We start from the raw sequence: 16675 nt of genomic DNA, 5'->3' as shown, positions 1-16675 counted from the left end.
TGCCGGACTCCTCAGGCCTGGGGCTGGGCGGACACTTCGTGGGTCTCGTCCATCCAGTCGATTTTCTTCATTTTGCGGACGACCACGAATTCGTCGCGGTTCGAGCCGACCGTGCCGTAGTAATTGAAGCCATAGGACAGCTGGGCGTAGCCGCCGATCATGTGCGTGGGCTTGAGCACGGTGCGGGTGACGGAATTGTGGATGCCGCCGCGCTTGCCCGTGATTTCCGACCCCGGCACGTTCACGATCTTTTCCTGGGCGTGGTACATCATGGTCATGCCTTCGGGCACCCGCTGGCTGACCACGGCGCGCGCGACCAGCGCGCCGTTGACGTTGAAGACCTCGATCCAGTCGTTGTCCACGATGCCCGCCTTGGCCGCATCGATCTCGGACATCCAGACGATCGGGCCGCCGCGCGAAAGCGTCAGCATGATCAGGTTGTCCGAATAGGTGGAGTGGATACCCCATTTCTGATGCGGCGTGATGAAGTTCAGCACCACGTGCGGTTCGCCGTTGCTGAACTGCTTTTCCAGCATCGGCTTGATGGTCTTGGTGTCCACCGGCGGCCGGTACACGCACAGGGATTCGCCGAAATCGCGCATCCAGGGGTGATCCTGGTAGAGTTCCTGGCGCCCGGTCAGCGTGCGCCACGGGATGAGCTCGTGCACGTTGGTATAGCCGGCGCTGTAGCTGACCTTGTCGGACTCGATCCCGGACCAGGTGGGCGAAGTCAGGATCTTGCGCGGCTGGGCCTGGATGTCGCGGAAGCGGATCTTCTCGTGCTCGCTGGACCTGACCAGGTGGGAATGGTCGCGGCCGGTGAACTTCGACAGGGCCTGCCAGGCCTTCAGGGCCACGTGGCCGTTGGTTTCCGGCGCCAGGGTCAGGACGGTCTCGCAGGCATCGATGTCGGTGAAGATGCGCGGCTGGCCCTGGCCCACGCCGGGCTCGCGCTCGCGGCCGTTCAGCTGGCGCAGCAGCTCGACTTCTTCCTTGGTGTCCCAGGCGATGCCCTTGCCGCCGTTGCCGAGCTTTTCCGCCAGCGGCCCGAGCGTGGTGAAGCGCTCGTAGACGTGCTTGTAGTCCCGGTTGACGACCATCATGTTCGGCAACGTCTTGCCGGGGATCAGGTCGCATTCGCCCTTGCGCCATTCGCGCACGTCGTAGGGGTCGCTCAGCTCGCCCGGGGAATCATGCTGCAGGGGCTGCAGCACCAGGTCTTCGTCGGGCAGGTCGGCATCGGCAGCCAGTTCGGAGAACTTCTTCGCCAGATCCTTGTAGATTTCCCAGTCGCTGCGCGATTCCCAGATCGGATCCACGGCCGCGGACAGCGGATGGATGAAGGGGTGCATGTCCGAGGTGTTCAGGTCGTTCTTCTCGTACCAGGTGGCCGTGGGCAGCACCACGTCCGAATACAGGCAGGTCGTGGACATGCGGAAGTCCAGGGTCACCAGCAGGTCGAGCTTGCCCTGGGGAGCGTCGTCGCGCCAGGCGACTTCCAGCGGCTTGACCCCGCCCGCCTCGCCCAGGTCCTTGCCCTGCACGCCATGCTGGGTGCCCAGCAGGTGCTTGAGGAAGTATTCATGCCCCTTGCCGGACGACCCCAGGATGTTGGATCGCCAGACGAACATGTTGCGCGGGAAGTTGTCGGGATGATCGGGGTCCTCGCAGGAAAACTTCAGCGAGCCGTTGCGCAGGGCGCCGACGGCGTATTCCTTGGGATCCTGCCCGGCCACCCGGGCGTTGCGCACGACTTCGAGCGGATTGGTCTGCAGCTGCGGCGCCGTGGGCAGCCAGCCCATGCGCTCGGCGCGCACGTTCATGTCGATCAGGCTGCCCTGGTACTTCGAGGCATCCGCCAGGGGCGAGAGCAGTTCGGGCACCTGGAGCTTTTCGTAGCGCCACTGGTCGGTGTGCGCGTAGAAGAACGAGGTGCCGTTCATGTGGCGCGGCGGCCGCAGCCAGTCCAGCGCGAAGGTCAGCATGGTCCAGCCAGTCTGCGGACGCAGCTTTTCCTGGCCCACGTAGTGGCACCAGCCGCCGCCGGACTGCCCCACGCAGCCGCACATGGACACCAGGTTGATGATGCCCCGGTACGACATGTCCATGTGGTACCAATGGTTCAGGCCGGCGCCCAGGATGACCATGGACTTGCCTTCGGTCTTGTCGGCGTTGTCGGCGAACTGGCGGGCCACGGTGATGACCTTCTCGCGGTCCACGCCGGTGATGCGCTCCTGCCAGGCGGGGGTGTACGGCACGTCGTCGTCATAGGACGACGCCACGTTGTCGCCGCCCAGCCCCCGGTCGATGCCGTAGTTGGCCACGAACAGGTCGAACACCGTGGCGACCAGGACATCGCCGTCGGCGGTCCGGACGCGCCTGACCGGCAGGTTGCGCACCAGCACCTCGTCGTGCTCCGTGCCCTGGAAATGATCATGGTGGATGCCGCCGAAATACGGGAAGGCCACCGGCGCGACCTCGTCGCTGGCGTCGATCAGCGACAGGCACGGCCGCACCTCGTGTCCCCGGGCGTCCTTCAATTCCAGGTTCCACTTGCCGGCGTCACCGCCTTCCTGCTGGCCCCAGCGGAAGCCGATGGAGCCCTGGGGCACGATCAGTTCGCCGCTGTCCTGGTCGATGGCGACGGTCTTCCATTCAGGGTTGTTGTCCTGGCCCAGCCGATCGGCGAAATCGGCTGCCCGCAGCTTGCGGTCGGGCACATAGTGGTCTCCCTGGCGCACCAGGCGCACCAGGAAGGGCATGTCGGTGTACTGGCGGCAATAGCGCTCGAAGTAGGCGCTCTTGCCCGCCAGGTGGAATTCCTTCAGGACGACATGGCCCATCGCCAGGGCCAGCGCCGCGTCGGTCCCCTGCTTGGGGTGCAGCCAGATGTCGCCGAACTTGGCGCCCTCGGCGTAGTCCGGGAACACGGACACGACCTTGGCGCCCCGGTAGCGGGCCTCGACCATGAAGTGGGCATCGGGCGTGCGGGTCTGGGGCACGTTCGAGCCCCACAGCATGATGAAGGTCGAGTTGTACCAGTCGGCCGATTCACTGACGTCGGTCTGCTCGCCCCAGGTCTGGGGGCTGGACGGCGGCAGGTCGCAATACCAGTCGTAGAAGCTCAGCAGCGACCCGCCCAGCAGCGACAGGTAGCGGCTGCCGGACGCATAGGACACCATGGACATGGCCGGGATCGGCGAGAAACCGGCGATGCGGTCGGGGCCATGGCGTTTGATGGTGTGGATGTTGGCCGCCGCGATGATCTCGTTGACCTCGTCCCAGTTGGAACGCACGAAGCCGCCCAGGCCGCGCACGGACTTGTAGCTGGCGGCCTTTTCCGGGTCGGACACGATGGCCTCCCAGGCCTGGACGGCGCCCATCGTCTTGCGCTGCTCGCGCCACAGCCGGGCCAGGCGGCCACGCAGCATCGGGTACTTGACGCGGTTGGCGCTGTACAGGTACCACGAGAACGTGGCCCCCCGAGGACAGCCGCGCGGCTCGTGATTGGGCATGTCGGGACGGGTGCGCGGATAGTCGGTCTGCTGCGTTTCCCAGGTGACCAGGCCGCCCTTGACGTAGATTTTCCAGGAACACGACCCGGTGCAGTTCACGCCGTGCGTGGAACGCACGATCTTGTCGTGCTGCCAGCGGTTGCGGTAGGCGTCTTCCCAGGTGCGGTCTTCGCGGACCACGGCGCCGTGCCCATCGGAAAAGGATTCCTTGGGACGGGAAAAATACTTCAGGCGGTCGATGAAATGGCTCACGGTAGATGCTCCATTGGAAAGGGGTTCGGCCGCGGACGGGCGGCGGGACCGCGTCTCAGCAGGGGATTTCGGCGCGGCGGCGCGAGTAATACCACCAGGTCACGGCGATCGAAACGGCATAGAACACGACGAAGAACACCAGGGCGGCGTACGGGGTGCCCGTGAGTTCGAAGGACGTGCCGAAGCTCTTGGGAATGAAGAAGCCGCCGTAGGCCCCCATGGCGCCGCTGAAACCGAGCACGGCGGCGGATTCCTTGGCGCCTTCGGCGTCGGCGCTCGCCTGGCCGCCCGGCCCGCCTGCGGCATGGCGGCGCTGGGCCAGCGTGTTGAAGATCACCGGAATCATGGCGAAAGTCGAACCGTTGCCGATGCCGGTCAGGAAGAACAGGAACAGGAAAGACAGCAGGAATCCGAGGAAAGTTCCCGACGACTGGCCGCCCGGCAGCGAGGCCATGACCCCCAGCACCCCCAGGATCATCCAGAAGAAAGTCCAGAAGGTGACCCGCGCCCCCCCGAGGCGGTCGGACAGCCAGCCGCCGAAGGGCCTGGCCACGGCGCCGACCAGCGGCCCCAGCCAGGCGTACTGCAGCGGACGGACGTCGGGATACAGGTATTTGATCAGCAGCGGGAAGCCGGCGGAAAAGCCGATGAAGGAACCGAACGTGCCCAGGTACAGGAAGCACATGATCCAGTTGTGCTTGCGCTTGAAGATGACGGACTGGTCGCGGAAGGACGCCTTGGCGTCGGCGATGTCGTGCATGCCCACCCAGGCCAGCATCGACACGATGATGATGAACGGCACCCAGATGAAGGCGGCGTTCTGGGCCCAGATCTCGACCGGACCGCCGTGCGCGCCCGACAGCTTCGCCATCTGCGGCTCGCCCGCCCACGGCCCCAGGATGCCCATGGTGATGACCAGCGGCGCCAGGAACTGCACCGAGGAGACGCCCAGGTTGCCCAGGCCGGCGTTCAGGCCCAGGGCGGATCCCTTGCGTTCCTTCGGGAAGAAGAAGCTGATGTTGGACATCGACGAGGAGAAATTCCCGCCCCCCAGGCCGCACAACAGGGCCAGGAGCAGCATGGTGGAATACGGCGTGGATGGATCCTGGACCGCCAGCCCCACCCCGATGGTGGGCAGCAGCAGGCTGGCCGTGGTCAGCGCCGTCCAGCGCCTGCCGCCGAACACGGGCACCATGAAGGAATAGAAGATGCGCAGGGTGGCGCCGGACAGGGCGGGCAGCGCCGCCAGCCAGAAGAGCTGGTTCTCGGTGTACTGGAAGCCCAGATTGGGCAGGTTGACGGCCACCACGCTCCACATCTGCCAGACGGCAAAGGCCAGGAACAGGGCCGGGATCGATATCCAGAGATTGACGTTGGCGATCGCGCTGCCTTCGCGTACCCAGAAAGCTTTGTCCTCGGGCGTCCAGACGGTGAGCAGGCGACCGCGGCGGGTCGTGGACGAAGCAACATCGGGCGATGGGCGCATGCGAGGGCTCCTGGTACAGGGACCCCACACCTTAAACCCCTACGTTCGGTAGGGACGCTGATCTGGATCAAACAGTCGCGGATCTTCCATGCAGGACACCGGACCTTCCATACAGCAGAATCATGTCAGCGGGTCACCTGGGAATGCCTGGTCCAGTATAGAAGCATGCCCGGAGAACGGAAAGACCCCGCAGAGCGCGGGGTCTATAGGGACTTCCCTAGGCCGGGAAATCCATGCCGGGAAACGCGGCCTGCCCGGACACGCGGCCGGGCGCGGGCGCGTCAGACCCGGTCGCAGCGGATCGTGATCGGATGGCGGCGCAGGCCTTCGATGACCTGGTCGGTGGCCTCGCCGTCGACGTCGGTGATGGCATAGCCGATCTTGCCGCGCGTCTGCAGCTGCTGGCTGACGATGTTCAGGCCGTATTCGCCCATCAGGTTGCTGAGCGCGCCCATGGCGCCCGGCACGTTCTGGTGGATGTGGATGATGCGTGCCGCACCCGCCTGCTCGTGATAGGAGATTTCCGGGAAGTTGACGGCGCCCTTGGTCGTGCCGCTGCTGATGAAGCGCTTGAGCTTCTCGGCGACTTCGCGGCCGATGTTTTCCTGGGATTCCTGGGTGCTGCCGCCGATGTGCGGCGTGAGGATCACGTTGTGCATGCCGCGCAGGGGGCTGTCCAGCGCTTCGTCGCGGCTCTTGGGTTCGGTGGGGAACACATCGATGGCGGCGCCCGACAGATGGCCGGATTTCAGGGCGCGCTGCAGCGCGGGGATATCCACCACCGTGCCGCGCGAGGCATTGATCAGGATGCTGCCGGGGCGCATCGCGGCAATGGCTTCGGCGTCGATCAGGTTGGCCGTGTCCTTGCCGCCGGGCACGTGCAGGGTGACCACATCGGCCTGGCCAAGGAATTTTTTCAGCGAGGACGTGGCATGGGCGTTGCCCAGGGGCAGCTTGGCCTCGATGTCGTGGTAGATCACGCGCATGCCGAAGGATTCGGCCAGGATGCCCACCTGCGAGCCGATGTTGCCGTAGCCGACGATGCCCAGCGTCTTGCCGCGCGCCTCGTAGGCGCCGTCGGCAGTCTTGTCCCAGAAACCTTCATGGACGCGGGCGTTCTTTTCCGGGATGCGGCGCAGCAGCAGGATGGCCTCGCCCAGCACCAGTTCCGCAACCGAACGGGTGTTCGAGAACGGCGCATTGAACACCGGAATCCCGCGCAGCGCGGCGGCTTCCAGGTCCACCTGGTTGGTGCCGATGCAGAAGCAGCCGATGGCCCGCAGATCCGGCAGGTCGGCCAGCAGCGCCTGATCGAGATGGGTCCGGGAACGGATGCCGACCGCGTTCGCGCCCTGCAGCGCCTCGCGCAGGGCGTCGCCCGCAAGCGCCCCCGCATGGGTGACGACATCGTCGAACCCCGCCGCGACGAAGACTTCCCGGGCGCTGGCGTGTATGTTTTCGAACAGGACTATGCGTGGCATTTGGACCCTTTCCGGCAAATGAAAAACATTCATTGTGCGATATTTCAAGCTTCTCGTCAGGGTCATCCCTAATGAAGGCAGGGTCAAAACCCACAAATTTCACGGGTATTCTATGTTCGGGGATATATGCTCATATCCATACGGCGGGGTCGCACCCCGTTCCGGGGTTCGCCGCCCCATGCCCCGCAAGAGCCGCACCGTTTTACCGGCAGCCGTCACCTCCGACATCATCAGCAAGGTGGTTTCCACGATGGTCACGTCATTCGCCTACGATACGCCACCCTCGCAGCCGGCCATCCGCCGCCGGACCCGGACCGCGCGCGACGCCGACGACCACGCACGCAATCTGAGCCAGTGGGAACAGAGCTACGACCAGTTCTCCTCGGGCGATTTCCAGGGCCGCCTGACCGAGCTGTGGCTGCCCCGCCTGCAGCTTTTCCAGGAATCGGCCAATCAGGCCCTGCGCCAGTCCTGCGCCGCCTGGCGGGATTCCCTGTGGTTCGGTCTGCCCGCCCCGCACCAGCAGGTCTCACGCCTCGATGCCCTGCCCATTCCCGACCATACCCTGCTGTTCCGGCCCGGCGCCCGCCAGTTCGAACTGAACACGCCCCAGGACTACAACATCTTCGGCATCGTGCTGGACCAGGACCTGCTGCGCGAGCACCTGACGCCGCAGGACGAGGACATCAGCGACATGCTGGGCGAAGGCGGCACCTTGACGATCGAGCCCGTGCTGTACCAGCGCATGACCCAGACCCTGGGCCACGCGCTGTTCGAGCCCCTGCCGGCCGGCGGCGCCACGGCCGAAGCCCTGCAGGAAACCGTGCTGGACCTGCTCTGGACCGCCATTGCGCAGGGATCCCGGCCCGATCCCGATCCCCACTATTCCCGCATCCGCCACAGCCGCCAGATCGTCCAGCAGGCCCGCGAACTGGTCCTGGCCCAGGCCAGCCACCGCCTGTCGATCGCCGACATCTGCCGCCAGCTGCACATCAGCCGGCGCACCCTGCAATACAGCTTCCAGACCGCCGTCGGGCTGTCCCCGCTGGCCTACCTGCGCATCCTGAAACTGAACCAGGTACGGCGGCGGCTTCGCAATGCGCAGGACTTCTCCGGCCGCGTCACCCAGGCCGCCACCACCTGGGGTTTCGAGCACCTGGGCCAGTTCTCCCAGGATTACCGGCATCTGTTCGGTGAATGCCCATCCGCCACCCTGAAGCACATCCCCACGCACGGCTGAACGGCCCTGCCCCGAAGGGCATCGGGAATAACCCTGGTTTTGCCGAAATCCGATAAGGCATTGCCGATTCCCGATAGAGCAGTGCCATTTTCAGATAGGCGCTGCCCCAGGCACGCGCAATCATAGGCCTCATCAGAAAGCGGCGGCAGGCCACGGCCGGACCGCCCCAGGAGGAGGCACGTGCCGGGCATCATCAAGCTCTATGTGCGCTGGGTTGACCGCGTGAACCGGTTCATCGGGCGCTTCGCCATGTATTTCGTCCTCGTCATGATGGCCGGGTTCCTGTATTCGACCATCATGCGGATGGCCTTCAACGTGTACATCAACTGGATGATGGAAAGCGCCCAGTTCCTGTTGTCGGCCTACTACCTGCTGGGCGGCGGCTATTCCATGCAGCTGGACGCCCATGTGCGGATGGATCTGCTGTATTCGCGCTGGAGCCCGCGCACCCGGGCCTGCATGGACGCCATCACGATCTGGCTGGTCATCGTCTTCCTGGCCTTCCTGCTGCTGGGCGGGATATCCAGCACCGAATACGCGCTCGTCAACGACCAGCGCAACTACACCGCCTGGGCGCCACCGCTGGCCCCCATCAAGATCATCATGACCTTCGGCATCTTCATGATGCTGCTCCAGACCCTGGCCACGTTCTTCCGGGACCTGGCGACCGCGATCGGGAAGCCCATCGAATGAGCCACGAACTGATCACCCTGACCATGTTTTCATCGCTGCTGGTGCTGATGACCACCGGGCAGCGCGTCTACGGGGTCGTCGGCTTCATCGGCGCCACGGCGGCGTATTTCCTGTGGGGCGGCAACGACATCGAAATGCCGTTCAATGCCACCTTCACGGTGCTGAACTGGTTCGCCCTGCTGACCCTGCCCCTGTTCGTGTTCATGGGCTTCATGCTGTCCGAGTCGGGACTGGCCGACAAGCTCTACCGCATGTTCCACGTCTGGATGGGCCCCCTGCCCGGGGGCCTGGGGATCGGCACCATCGGCCTGATGGTGCTGATCTCGGCGATGAACGGCCTGAGCGTGGCCGGCATGGCCATCGGCGCCAGTGTCGCCCTGCCGCAGATGATGCAGCGCGGCTACGACAAGGTCATGGTCACGGGCGTCATCCAGGCCGGCAGCTCGCTGGGCATCCTGATCCCGCCCAGCATCGTGCTGGTGCTGTACGCCATGATCGCCCGCCAGCCGGTGCTGCAGCTGTGGATCGCCGGCATCCTGCCCGGACTGCTGATGGCGGCGCTGTTCACGGTCTACATCTACATCCGCTGCCGCATGAACCCGAAGCTCGGGCCGCCGCTGTCCGAAGACGAACGCAGGGCCGAAGAACCCGAGAAGTGGAGGCTGCTGCGCGAAGGCATCCTGCCGGTCCTGATCTTCGCCATCATGATGGGCTGCTTCATGTCGGGCGTCACCAGCCTGGTGGAGACTTCCGCGCTGGGCGCCGGCCTGGCCACGATCGCCGCCGCCTTCAAGGGCAGGCTCAACGGCCAGGTCATGGAATCCTGCCTGCGCCAGACGCTCAGCGTCAGCTGCATGTTCATGTGGATCATCCTGGCCGCCCTGTGTTTCGGCGCCGTCTACGACGGGCTGGGCGCGATCAAGGCCATCGAGAAGCTGTTCCTGAGCCAGCTAGGCTTCGATCGCTGGACCATCCTGATCATCATGATGCTGTCCTTCATCGTGCTGGGCATGTTCCTGGACGACACCGCGATGCTGGTCATCGTGGCGCCGCTGTACATCCCGCTGGTGAAGGCGCTCGGCTTCAGCCCGATCTGGTTCGGCATCCTGTACACCATCACCTGCCAGTTGGCCTACATCATCCCGCCCTTCGGCTACAACCTGTTCCTGATGCGGGCGATGGCGCCCCCCGAAATCACCATCGTCGACATCTACAAGTCGATCGTGCCCTTTGCCATCCTGATGATCATCACCCTGGCAATCATCATGTGGATACCCGATATCGCCCTGTGGCTGCCCGATCTTTATTCCAACCGCGCCCGCTAGGCAAACGCCGGCGAAGCACTGGGTCATCACGCGGGACAGCACGGCGCGGCGCGCTGCCCCTACCCTCCGGAGGACAGAGACAATGACGCAAAGACGAGAATTCCTGAAGCTGGCCGGCGGCGCCGCCCTGGGCGCCGGCGCCATCGCGGCCCCCGCCGTCGTGCGCGCGCAGGCCCCCATCAAGTGGCGGCTGCAGACCTATGCCGGCCCGGCCCTGGCCGCCCACGTGATCAAGCCGTCCATCGACGCCTTCAACCAGGCCGCCAACGGCCAGATGGAGATCGAGCTCTACACGGCCGACCAGCTCGTCCCGCAGGGCGAGCTCTTTCGCGCCGTCCAGAAAGGCACCATCGACGCCGCCCAGAGCGACGACGATTCCATGGCCGCGCCGGTCGACGTCGCGATCTTCGCGGCCTACTTCCCCCTGGCGTCGCGCTACAGCCTGGACGTGCCCGCCCTGTGGCACTGGTACGGCCTGAACGACATCTGGAAGGAAGCCTACAGCGAAGTCGAGAACGTCACCTGGCTGGGCACGGGCGCCTGGGACCCCTGCAACATGGCGACGACCCGGCCGATCAAATCGCTGGCGGACCTGAAGGGACTGCGGCTGTATACCTTTCCGACCGGCGGGCGCTTCCTGTCGCGCCTGGGGGTCGTGCCGGTGACCCTGCCCTACGAGGACGTGCAGGTCGCGCTGCAGACCGGCGAGCTCGACGGCGTCTGCTGGTCGGGCATCACGGAGGTCTATACCGTGGGCTGGGCGGACGTCACCAAATACTACCTGACCAACAACGTATCGGGCGCCTGGGCGGGCTCCTACATCGCCAACACGGAAAAGTGGAATGCGGTGCCCGACCACCTGAAGACCCTGTTCCAGCTGTGCATGGACAGTTCGCACTATTACCGCCAGCACTGGTACTGGTGGGGCGAGGCCCACTACCGCACCCAGGGCGGGAAACTGGAACTGACCACCATCCCCGAATCGGAATGGAAGGCGGTGGAAACCGAGGCCCACAAGTTCTGGGATGAAATCGCCCAGAAGAGCCCCCGCGATGCCAAGGTCATCGGCATCCTGAAGCAATACACGGAAGTCATGGCCAAGGCCGGCCCTCCGTACCGTTTCGCCTGATTCCGATCTTCAGGTCCGGGGGGCTGCCCGTGCGACGCCCCCCGGTTCATCGACACGGCACAAAGGTGCATCATGCAAGAGCGATCCATCCAGACCATAGACGAGGCCATTGCGCTGGTCGAGCAGAGCAGCCTCACGCACATCAAGCTGGGGCTGTCCGACATCGACGGCGTCATCCGCGGCAAGTACATGCGCAAGGACAAGTTCATCAGCTCGCTGAAGCACGGCTTCGCCTTTTGCGATGTCGTGATGGGCTGGGATTCCAACGACGAGCTCTACGACAACACCGCCTTCACCGGCTGGCACACCGCCTACCCGGACGCCCCCGCCCGCATCGACCCGCGTTCCTGCCGCCGCCTGCCGCTCGAGCGCAACGCCCAGGGCGAGGACATGCTGTTCTTCATTGCGGAACTCGACGGCCCCGCGGCCGGCGTCTGCCCGCGCCGCCTGCTGCATCGCGTGATCGACCGCGCCGCCGCCATGGGCTTCGATGCCTACGCCGCGCTCGAATACGAATTCTTCATGTTCGACGAGACGCCCGATTCCGTCCGCGAAAAGCAATACCGCAACCTGAGGAACTGGACGCCCGGCAACTTCGGGTATTCGGTCCTGCGCAGCACCGTCCATGCGGACTTCTACGAAGAACTGATGGACCTGTGCGAACGCATGGACATCCCGATCGAGAGCCTGCACACGGAGACCGGGCCGGGTGTCCTGGAAGCCGCCATCGCCGTGGACCGCATCGGCCAGGCAGCCGACAAGGGGTTCCTGTTCAAGACATTCACCAAGGCCCTGGCCGAACAGCAGGGCCTGATGGCGACCTTCATGGCCAAATGGTCGCATCACTGCTCCGGCCAGAGCGGCCACATCCATTTGTCGCTGGCGGACCGCAAAACCGGCAGGAACGTCTTCCACGACCCCGCGGCGGAGCACACCATGAGTCGCACGCAGCGGCATTTCGCCGCCGGCCTGCAGCACTACATGCCCGAATTCATGGCGATGTACGCGCAGACCATCAACAGCTACACCCGCCTGGTGCCCGGATACTGGGCACCGCTGGAAGCCAGCCTGGGAATCGAGAACCGGACCACGGCGCTGCGGGTGATCCCGGGCAGCCCCAAGGCCCAGCGCATCGAGGTGCGCATCGGCTCGGCCGACGCCAACCCGTACATCGCCCTGGCCGCGGCCCTGGGTTCGGGACTGCTGGGCATCGAGCAGGAACTGGAGCCCGCCTTCACTTCCGGCAACGCCTACGCGCAGCAGTTCCCCGACGACATCAAGTTTCCCCACACGCTCTGGGATGCCGCCCAGCGCCTGCGCCGGTCGCAGGCCGCGCGGGAGCTGTTCGGCGACGTGTTCGTGGAACACCTGGCGTCCACCCGCGAATGGGAAGAGCGCAAATTCCGCGAGTACGTGACCGACTGGGAACTCCAGCGCTATTTCGAAATCATCTGAGCCGAGCAGGCGCCCCACCATGAGCGAACTCATCACGATCAGCCCCATCGACGGGCAAGAACTGCTGCGCCGGCCGCACGCCACCGCCGCCGACCTGGAACGCATCACCCTGGCGGCACGGCGGGCCCAGCGCGACTGGGCGCAGCAACCGCTGTCCGCGCGCGTGGCGCTGCTGGAAAAGGCCATCGACCAGGTCGTGGCGCGCACGGAAACATTCGCCATCTCCATCACCGAGCAGATGGGCCGGCCGATCAGCCAGTCGCCGGGCGAACTGCGCGGCTTCGCCGAGCGCGGCCGCTACATGCTGTCAATCGCCGAAGAAGCCCTGGCGCCGCTGGGCCTGCCGGTGCGCGACAACCTGCACCGCTCGATCGAGCGCGAGCCGGTCGGCGTCGTGCTGACCATCGCGCCATGGAACTACCCGCTGCTGACCGCCGTCAACAGCATCGTGCCCGCGCTTGCGGCCGGCAACGCCGTCATCCTCAAGCACTCGGATCAGACGCCCCTGTGCGCCGAGCAGATGGTCCAGGCCTTTGCCGACGCGGGCCTGCCCGCAGGGCTGTTCCAGTATGTCCATGCAACGCACGACACCATCCGCGCGCTGATCCAGTCGCCAGCCGTCGACTACGTGGCCTTCACGGGGTCGGTGCGCGGCGGCGCGGCGGTGGAAGAGGCCGCCACCGGCCGGTTCATCGGCCGGGGACTCGAACTGGGCGGCAACGACCCCGCCTACGTGCGCGAGGACGCCGACCTGGACCAGGCGGTCGAAACCCTGGTGGACGGCGCCTTCTTCAATTCCGGCCAGTCATGCTGCGGCATCCAGCGGATCTACGTGCACCAGTCCCACTACCGGACTTTCGTGGACCGGGCCGTGGCCCTGGCAGAGCAATACCGGCTGGGCAACCCCCTGGACCCCAACATCAACCTGGGGCCCGTGGTGCGGCTGAAGGCCGCCGAGGAAATCCGCGCCACGCTGACCCGCTCGATCGGCATGGGCGCGCGCGACTGCGTGGACCCGGGACGCTTTCCCATGGCGCTGCCCGGCAGCACCTACCTGGCGCCCAGCATCCTGACGCAGGTCAGCCACGAGATGCCGGTCATGAACGAAGAATGCTTCGGCCCGGTGGTCGGGATCATGCCGGTGGCGTCCGACGAACAGGCGGTGGCGCTGATGAACGACTGCCGCTACGGCCTGACGGCGGCGATCTTCACCCGGGACATGGATGCCGCCCGCCACCTGGGGCAGCAGCTGGAGACGGGGACCGTGTTCATGAACCGCTGCGACTACCTGGACCCGGCCCTGGCCTGGACCGGCGTCAAGCACACCGGCCACGGCATTTCACTATCCATCTACGGCTATCACATGCTCACGCGCGTCAAGTCCTACCACCTGCGCGCACTCTAGGAGCGCATCACCATGACCGAACTGACCGCCAACTGGAACTACCCCACCGCCATCAAGGCCGGCCCGGGCCGGATCCGCGAACTGCCGCAACAGTGCAAGGACCTGGGCATGCATCGCCCCCTGCTGGTCACCGACCCCGGCCTGGCCGCCCTGCCCATCATCGCCGGGGCCGTGCAATCCTGCCGCGATGCGGGCCTGGCCTGCGGCCTGTTTTCCCGCATCAAGGGCAACCCCACCGGCCAGAACGTGGACGACGGCGTCGCGGCTTTCCACGCGGGCGGCCACGACGGCGTCATCGCCTTCGGCGGCGGCTCGGCGCTGGACGCGGCCAAGGCCATCGCCCTGATGGTCGGCCAGACCCGCCCGCTCTGGGATTTCGAGGACATCGGCGACAACTACAAGCGCGTCAATGTCGCCGGCATGGTGCCCGTCGTGGCCGTGCCCACGACGGCCGGGACGGGCTCCGAAGTGGGCCGCGCATCGGTGATCACCGACGAGAACGCCCACGTCAAGCGCATCATCTTCCATGCCCGCATGCTGCCCGCCCTGGTGATCCTGGACGCCGAGCTGACCACGGCCCTGCCCCCCCGCCTGACCGCCGCAACCGGCATGGACGCCCTGTCGCACAATCTCGAAGCCCTGTGCTCGCCGGTGCATCATCCGATGGCCACGGGCATCGGCATGGAAGGCAGCCGCCTGGTACACGAATACCTGAAACGCGCGGTCGACGACGGCACGGATCTGGAGGCCCGCCACTGCATGCTGGTTGCCTCCAGCATGGGCGCCACCGCATTCCAGAAGGGGCTGGGCGCCATGCACGCCCTGGCCCACCCGCTGGGCGCGCTCTATGACGCCCATCACGGGACGCTGAACGCCATTCTCATGCCGTATGTCCTGAAGGCGAACGAGCCGGCGATCACCGGCACGATGACGCGCCTGGCGCGTTATCTCGACCTGCCCCGGCCCGGCTTCGGCGCAGTGCTGGACTGGGTGCTGGCCCTGCGCGAAGCCATCGGCATCCCGCATGCCCTGTCCGCCATCGGCATCCCGGGCGACGCGGTGGGCCGGGTCGGTGAACTCGCCGTGAAGGACGGCTCGGCCGCCACCAACCCGATTCCCTATACAGCGCAGGAATACGACCGGATACTGCGCGACGCGATCGACGGCACTTTGTAGCGCCGCCCCCGCGCATCCGGAACCCCCGACTCAAGGACATCGCCATGGCCCGGATCGGCGTGCTCGGCTTCCTGCACGAAACCAATACCTTCGCCCCGGACGTCACGGGGCTGGACCGCTTCGAGGAGGCCGATGCCTGGCCGGGCCTGACCGAAGGCGACGCGATCATCGAAGCGACACGGGACATGAACCTGGCGGTCAGCGGCTTCATCGCCGCCATGCGGGCGGCCGGGCACGAAATTGTCCCGCTGCTCTGGTGTTCGGCCAACCCCTCGGGCCCGGTCGCGGACGCAGCCTTCGAGGCCATCGCCGCCCGCATCGAAACGCGCCTGCGCGGCCAGGCCCTGGACGGCCTGTTCCTGGACCTGCACGGTTCGATGGTCACCCAGAGCCTGGACGACGCCGAGGGCGAACTGCTGCGGCGCCTGCGCGGCGTGACCGGGCCGGCGCTGCCCTACGTGGCCGCGCTGGATTTCCACGCCATCGTCACCCAGGCCATGGTGGACCGGACCCAGGCCATGGTCGCCTATCGCAGCTATCCCCACGTGGACATGGCCGAAACCGGGCAGCGAGCGGCACGGATGATGCAGCGCCTTCTGGCCGGCGAGACCTTTTTTGCCGCCTGGCGCAAGCTGGATTTCCTGGTGTCCATGCCCTGGCAGTGCACGCTGGACGGCGAGCCGGCCGGGGTCCTGATGGCTGCCGCGGGCGCTCTCGAAACGGACGACTGCCCCGAAGTGCAGTTCATCCCCGGCTTTCCCCTGTCGGACACGCCCGCATCCGGGCCCAGCGTCCTGGCCTACGCCCGGAATCTCGAGCAGGCCGACCAAGCCGTCCGGACGCTGGCGGCGGAAGTCGAGGCGCGGCGGCGCTCGTTCACGGGGCGGTTGTACGCCCCCGGCGAAGCCCTGGACGCGCTGGCACACCGGAGGCCGGGGCGCTACATCCTGGCCGACACCCAGGACAATCCGGGCGGCGGCGGATCCGGCGACACCACCGGCACGCTGCGCGCGCTGCTGGACCGAGGCATCGGGCAGGCCTGCGTGGCTGTCCTGTGCGACGCGGCCTTTGCGCGCGAAGCGCATACCCTGGGCGTGGGCGCACGCATCGACCGGCCCCTGGGAGGGCGCGGCTTTCCCGGAGAAGAACCGGTGCCGGGGCCGTTCGAGATCCTGTCACTGGGCGATGGCCGCTTCGTCGGCACGGGTCCGTTCTACCTGGGCTGCCGCATGGACCTGGGTTCCATGGTCCGCGTACGCCGGGACGGCGTGGACATCCTGATTTCCAGCCGCAAGCAGCAGGCCGCCGACCAGGCGATGTTCAGGCACCTGGGCGCCGATCCCCGGGACTACCGGATCCTGGTGCTGAAAAGCTCGGTCCACTTCCGGGCCGACTTCGCCGCCCTGGCCGACGGAATCCTGATGGTCAAGGCGCCCGGCGCGAACACGGCCGACCTGCACGACCTGACGTTCAGGCGCCTGCGTCCCGGCGTGGAGATCCTGTGATGCGGCCCGGTCG

The 16675-nt window shown here is 66.2% G+C and carries 11 protein-coding genes; 8 read left to right on the top strand and 3 right to left on the bottom strand.

What is annotated here, in order from left to right:
- Positions 1 to 11: 11 nt before the first annotated feature.
- The 3 genes from ABD022_RS01390 to serA form a co-directional block, all read right to left on the bottom strand.
- Positions 12 to 3767 (bottom strand): nitrate reductase subunit alpha, encoded by a 3756-nt coding sequence (locus tag ABD022_RS01390; RefSeq protein WP_343819674.1) that lies wholly within the window; start codon positions 3765 to 3767, stop codon positions 12 to 14.
- A 55-nt stretch (positions 3768 to 3822) separates the two neighbouring features.
- Complete coding sequence (locus ABD022_RS01385; RefSeq protein ID WP_325127231.1) at positions 3823 to 5253, bottom strand: NarK family nitrate/nitrite MFS transporter; 1431 nt, start codon at positions 5251 to 5253, stop codon at positions 3823 to 3825.
- Positions 5254 to 5534: 281 nt separating this feature from the next.
- Entirely contained in the window at positions 5535 to 6734 is a 1200-nt protein-coding gene (gene serA, locus ABD022_RS01380; RefSeq protein ID WP_325127229.1) for a phosphoglycerate dehydrogenase, read from the bottom strand.
- A gap of 178 nt (positions 6735 to 6912) precedes the next feature.
- Here serA and ABD022_RS01375 point away from each other — a divergent pair, with 178 nt between their 5' ends.
- The 8 genes from ABD022_RS01375 to ABD022_RS01340 all read left to right on the top strand — a co-directional run bounded on the left by ABD022_RS01375 (position 6913) and on the right by ABD022_RS01340 (position 16662).
- Positions 6913 to 7974 carry a helix-turn-helix domain-containing protein gene (locus ABD022_RS01375; RefSeq protein ID WP_343819672.1) on the top strand — a complete coding sequence of 354 codons (1062 nt, stop codon included), beginning with the start codon at positions 6913 to 6915 and terminating at the stop codon, positions 7972 to 7974.
- Between the two features lie 180 nt (positions 7975 to 8154).
- Complete coding sequence (locus tag ABD022_RS01370) at positions 8155 to 8667, top strand: TRAP transporter small permease subunit (RefSeq protein WP_325127224.1); 513 nt, start codon at positions 8155 to 8157, stop codon at positions 8665 to 8667.
- The gene (locus ABD022_RS01365) at positions 8664 to 9992 is read left to right on the top strand and encodes a TRAP transporter large permease (RefSeq protein ID WP_325127222.1); all 1329 of its coding nucleotides are present in this window, start codon (positions 8664 to 8666) and stop codon (positions 9990 to 9992) included. The genes ABD022_RS01370 and ABD022_RS01365 overlap by 4 nt, the downstream gene beginning before the upstream one ends.
- A gap of 82 nt (positions 9993 to 10074) precedes the next feature.
- On the top strand, positions 10075 to 11121 hold the full coding sequence (locus ABD022_RS01360; RefSeq protein WP_325127220.1) for a TRAP transporter substrate-binding protein: 1047 nt from the start codon (positions 10075 to 10077) through the stop codon (positions 11119 to 11121).
- A 72-nt stretch (positions 11122 to 11193) separates the two neighbouring features.
- Entirely contained in the window at positions 11194 to 12576 is a 1383-nt protein-coding gene (locus tag ABD022_RS01355) for a glutamine synthetase family protein (RefSeq protein ID WP_325127218.1), read from the top strand.
- Between the two features lie 19 nt (positions 12577 to 12595).
- A complete protein-coding gene (locus ABD022_RS01350) occupies positions 12596 to 13981 on the top strand; it encodes an aldehyde dehydrogenase family protein (protein ID WP_343819670.1) in 1386 nt (461 codons plus the stop codon).
- Between the two features lie 12 nt (positions 13982 to 13993).
- Positions 13994 to 15157, top strand: a complete 1164-nt coding sequence (locus ABD022_RS01345; protein ID WP_325127213.1) for an iron-containing alcohol dehydrogenase — start codon at positions 13994 to 13996, stop codon at positions 15155 to 15157.
- A gap of 44 nt (positions 15158 to 15201) precedes the next feature.
- Positions 15202 to 16662 (top strand): M81 family metallopeptidase, encoded by a 1461-nt coding sequence (locus ABD022_RS01340; RefSeq protein ID WP_325127211.1) that lies wholly within the window; start codon positions 15202 to 15204, stop codon positions 16660 to 16662.
- Positions 16663 to 16675: the final 13 nt, after the last annotated feature.

The organism is Castellaniella daejeonensis (genome assembly GCF_039523555.1).
Lineage (GTDB): Bacteria > Pseudomonadota > Gammaproteobacteria > Burkholderiales > Burkholderiaceae_B > Castellaniella > Castellaniella daejeonensis.
This window is presented reverse-complemented; position numbering and strand designations above follow the sequence as displayed.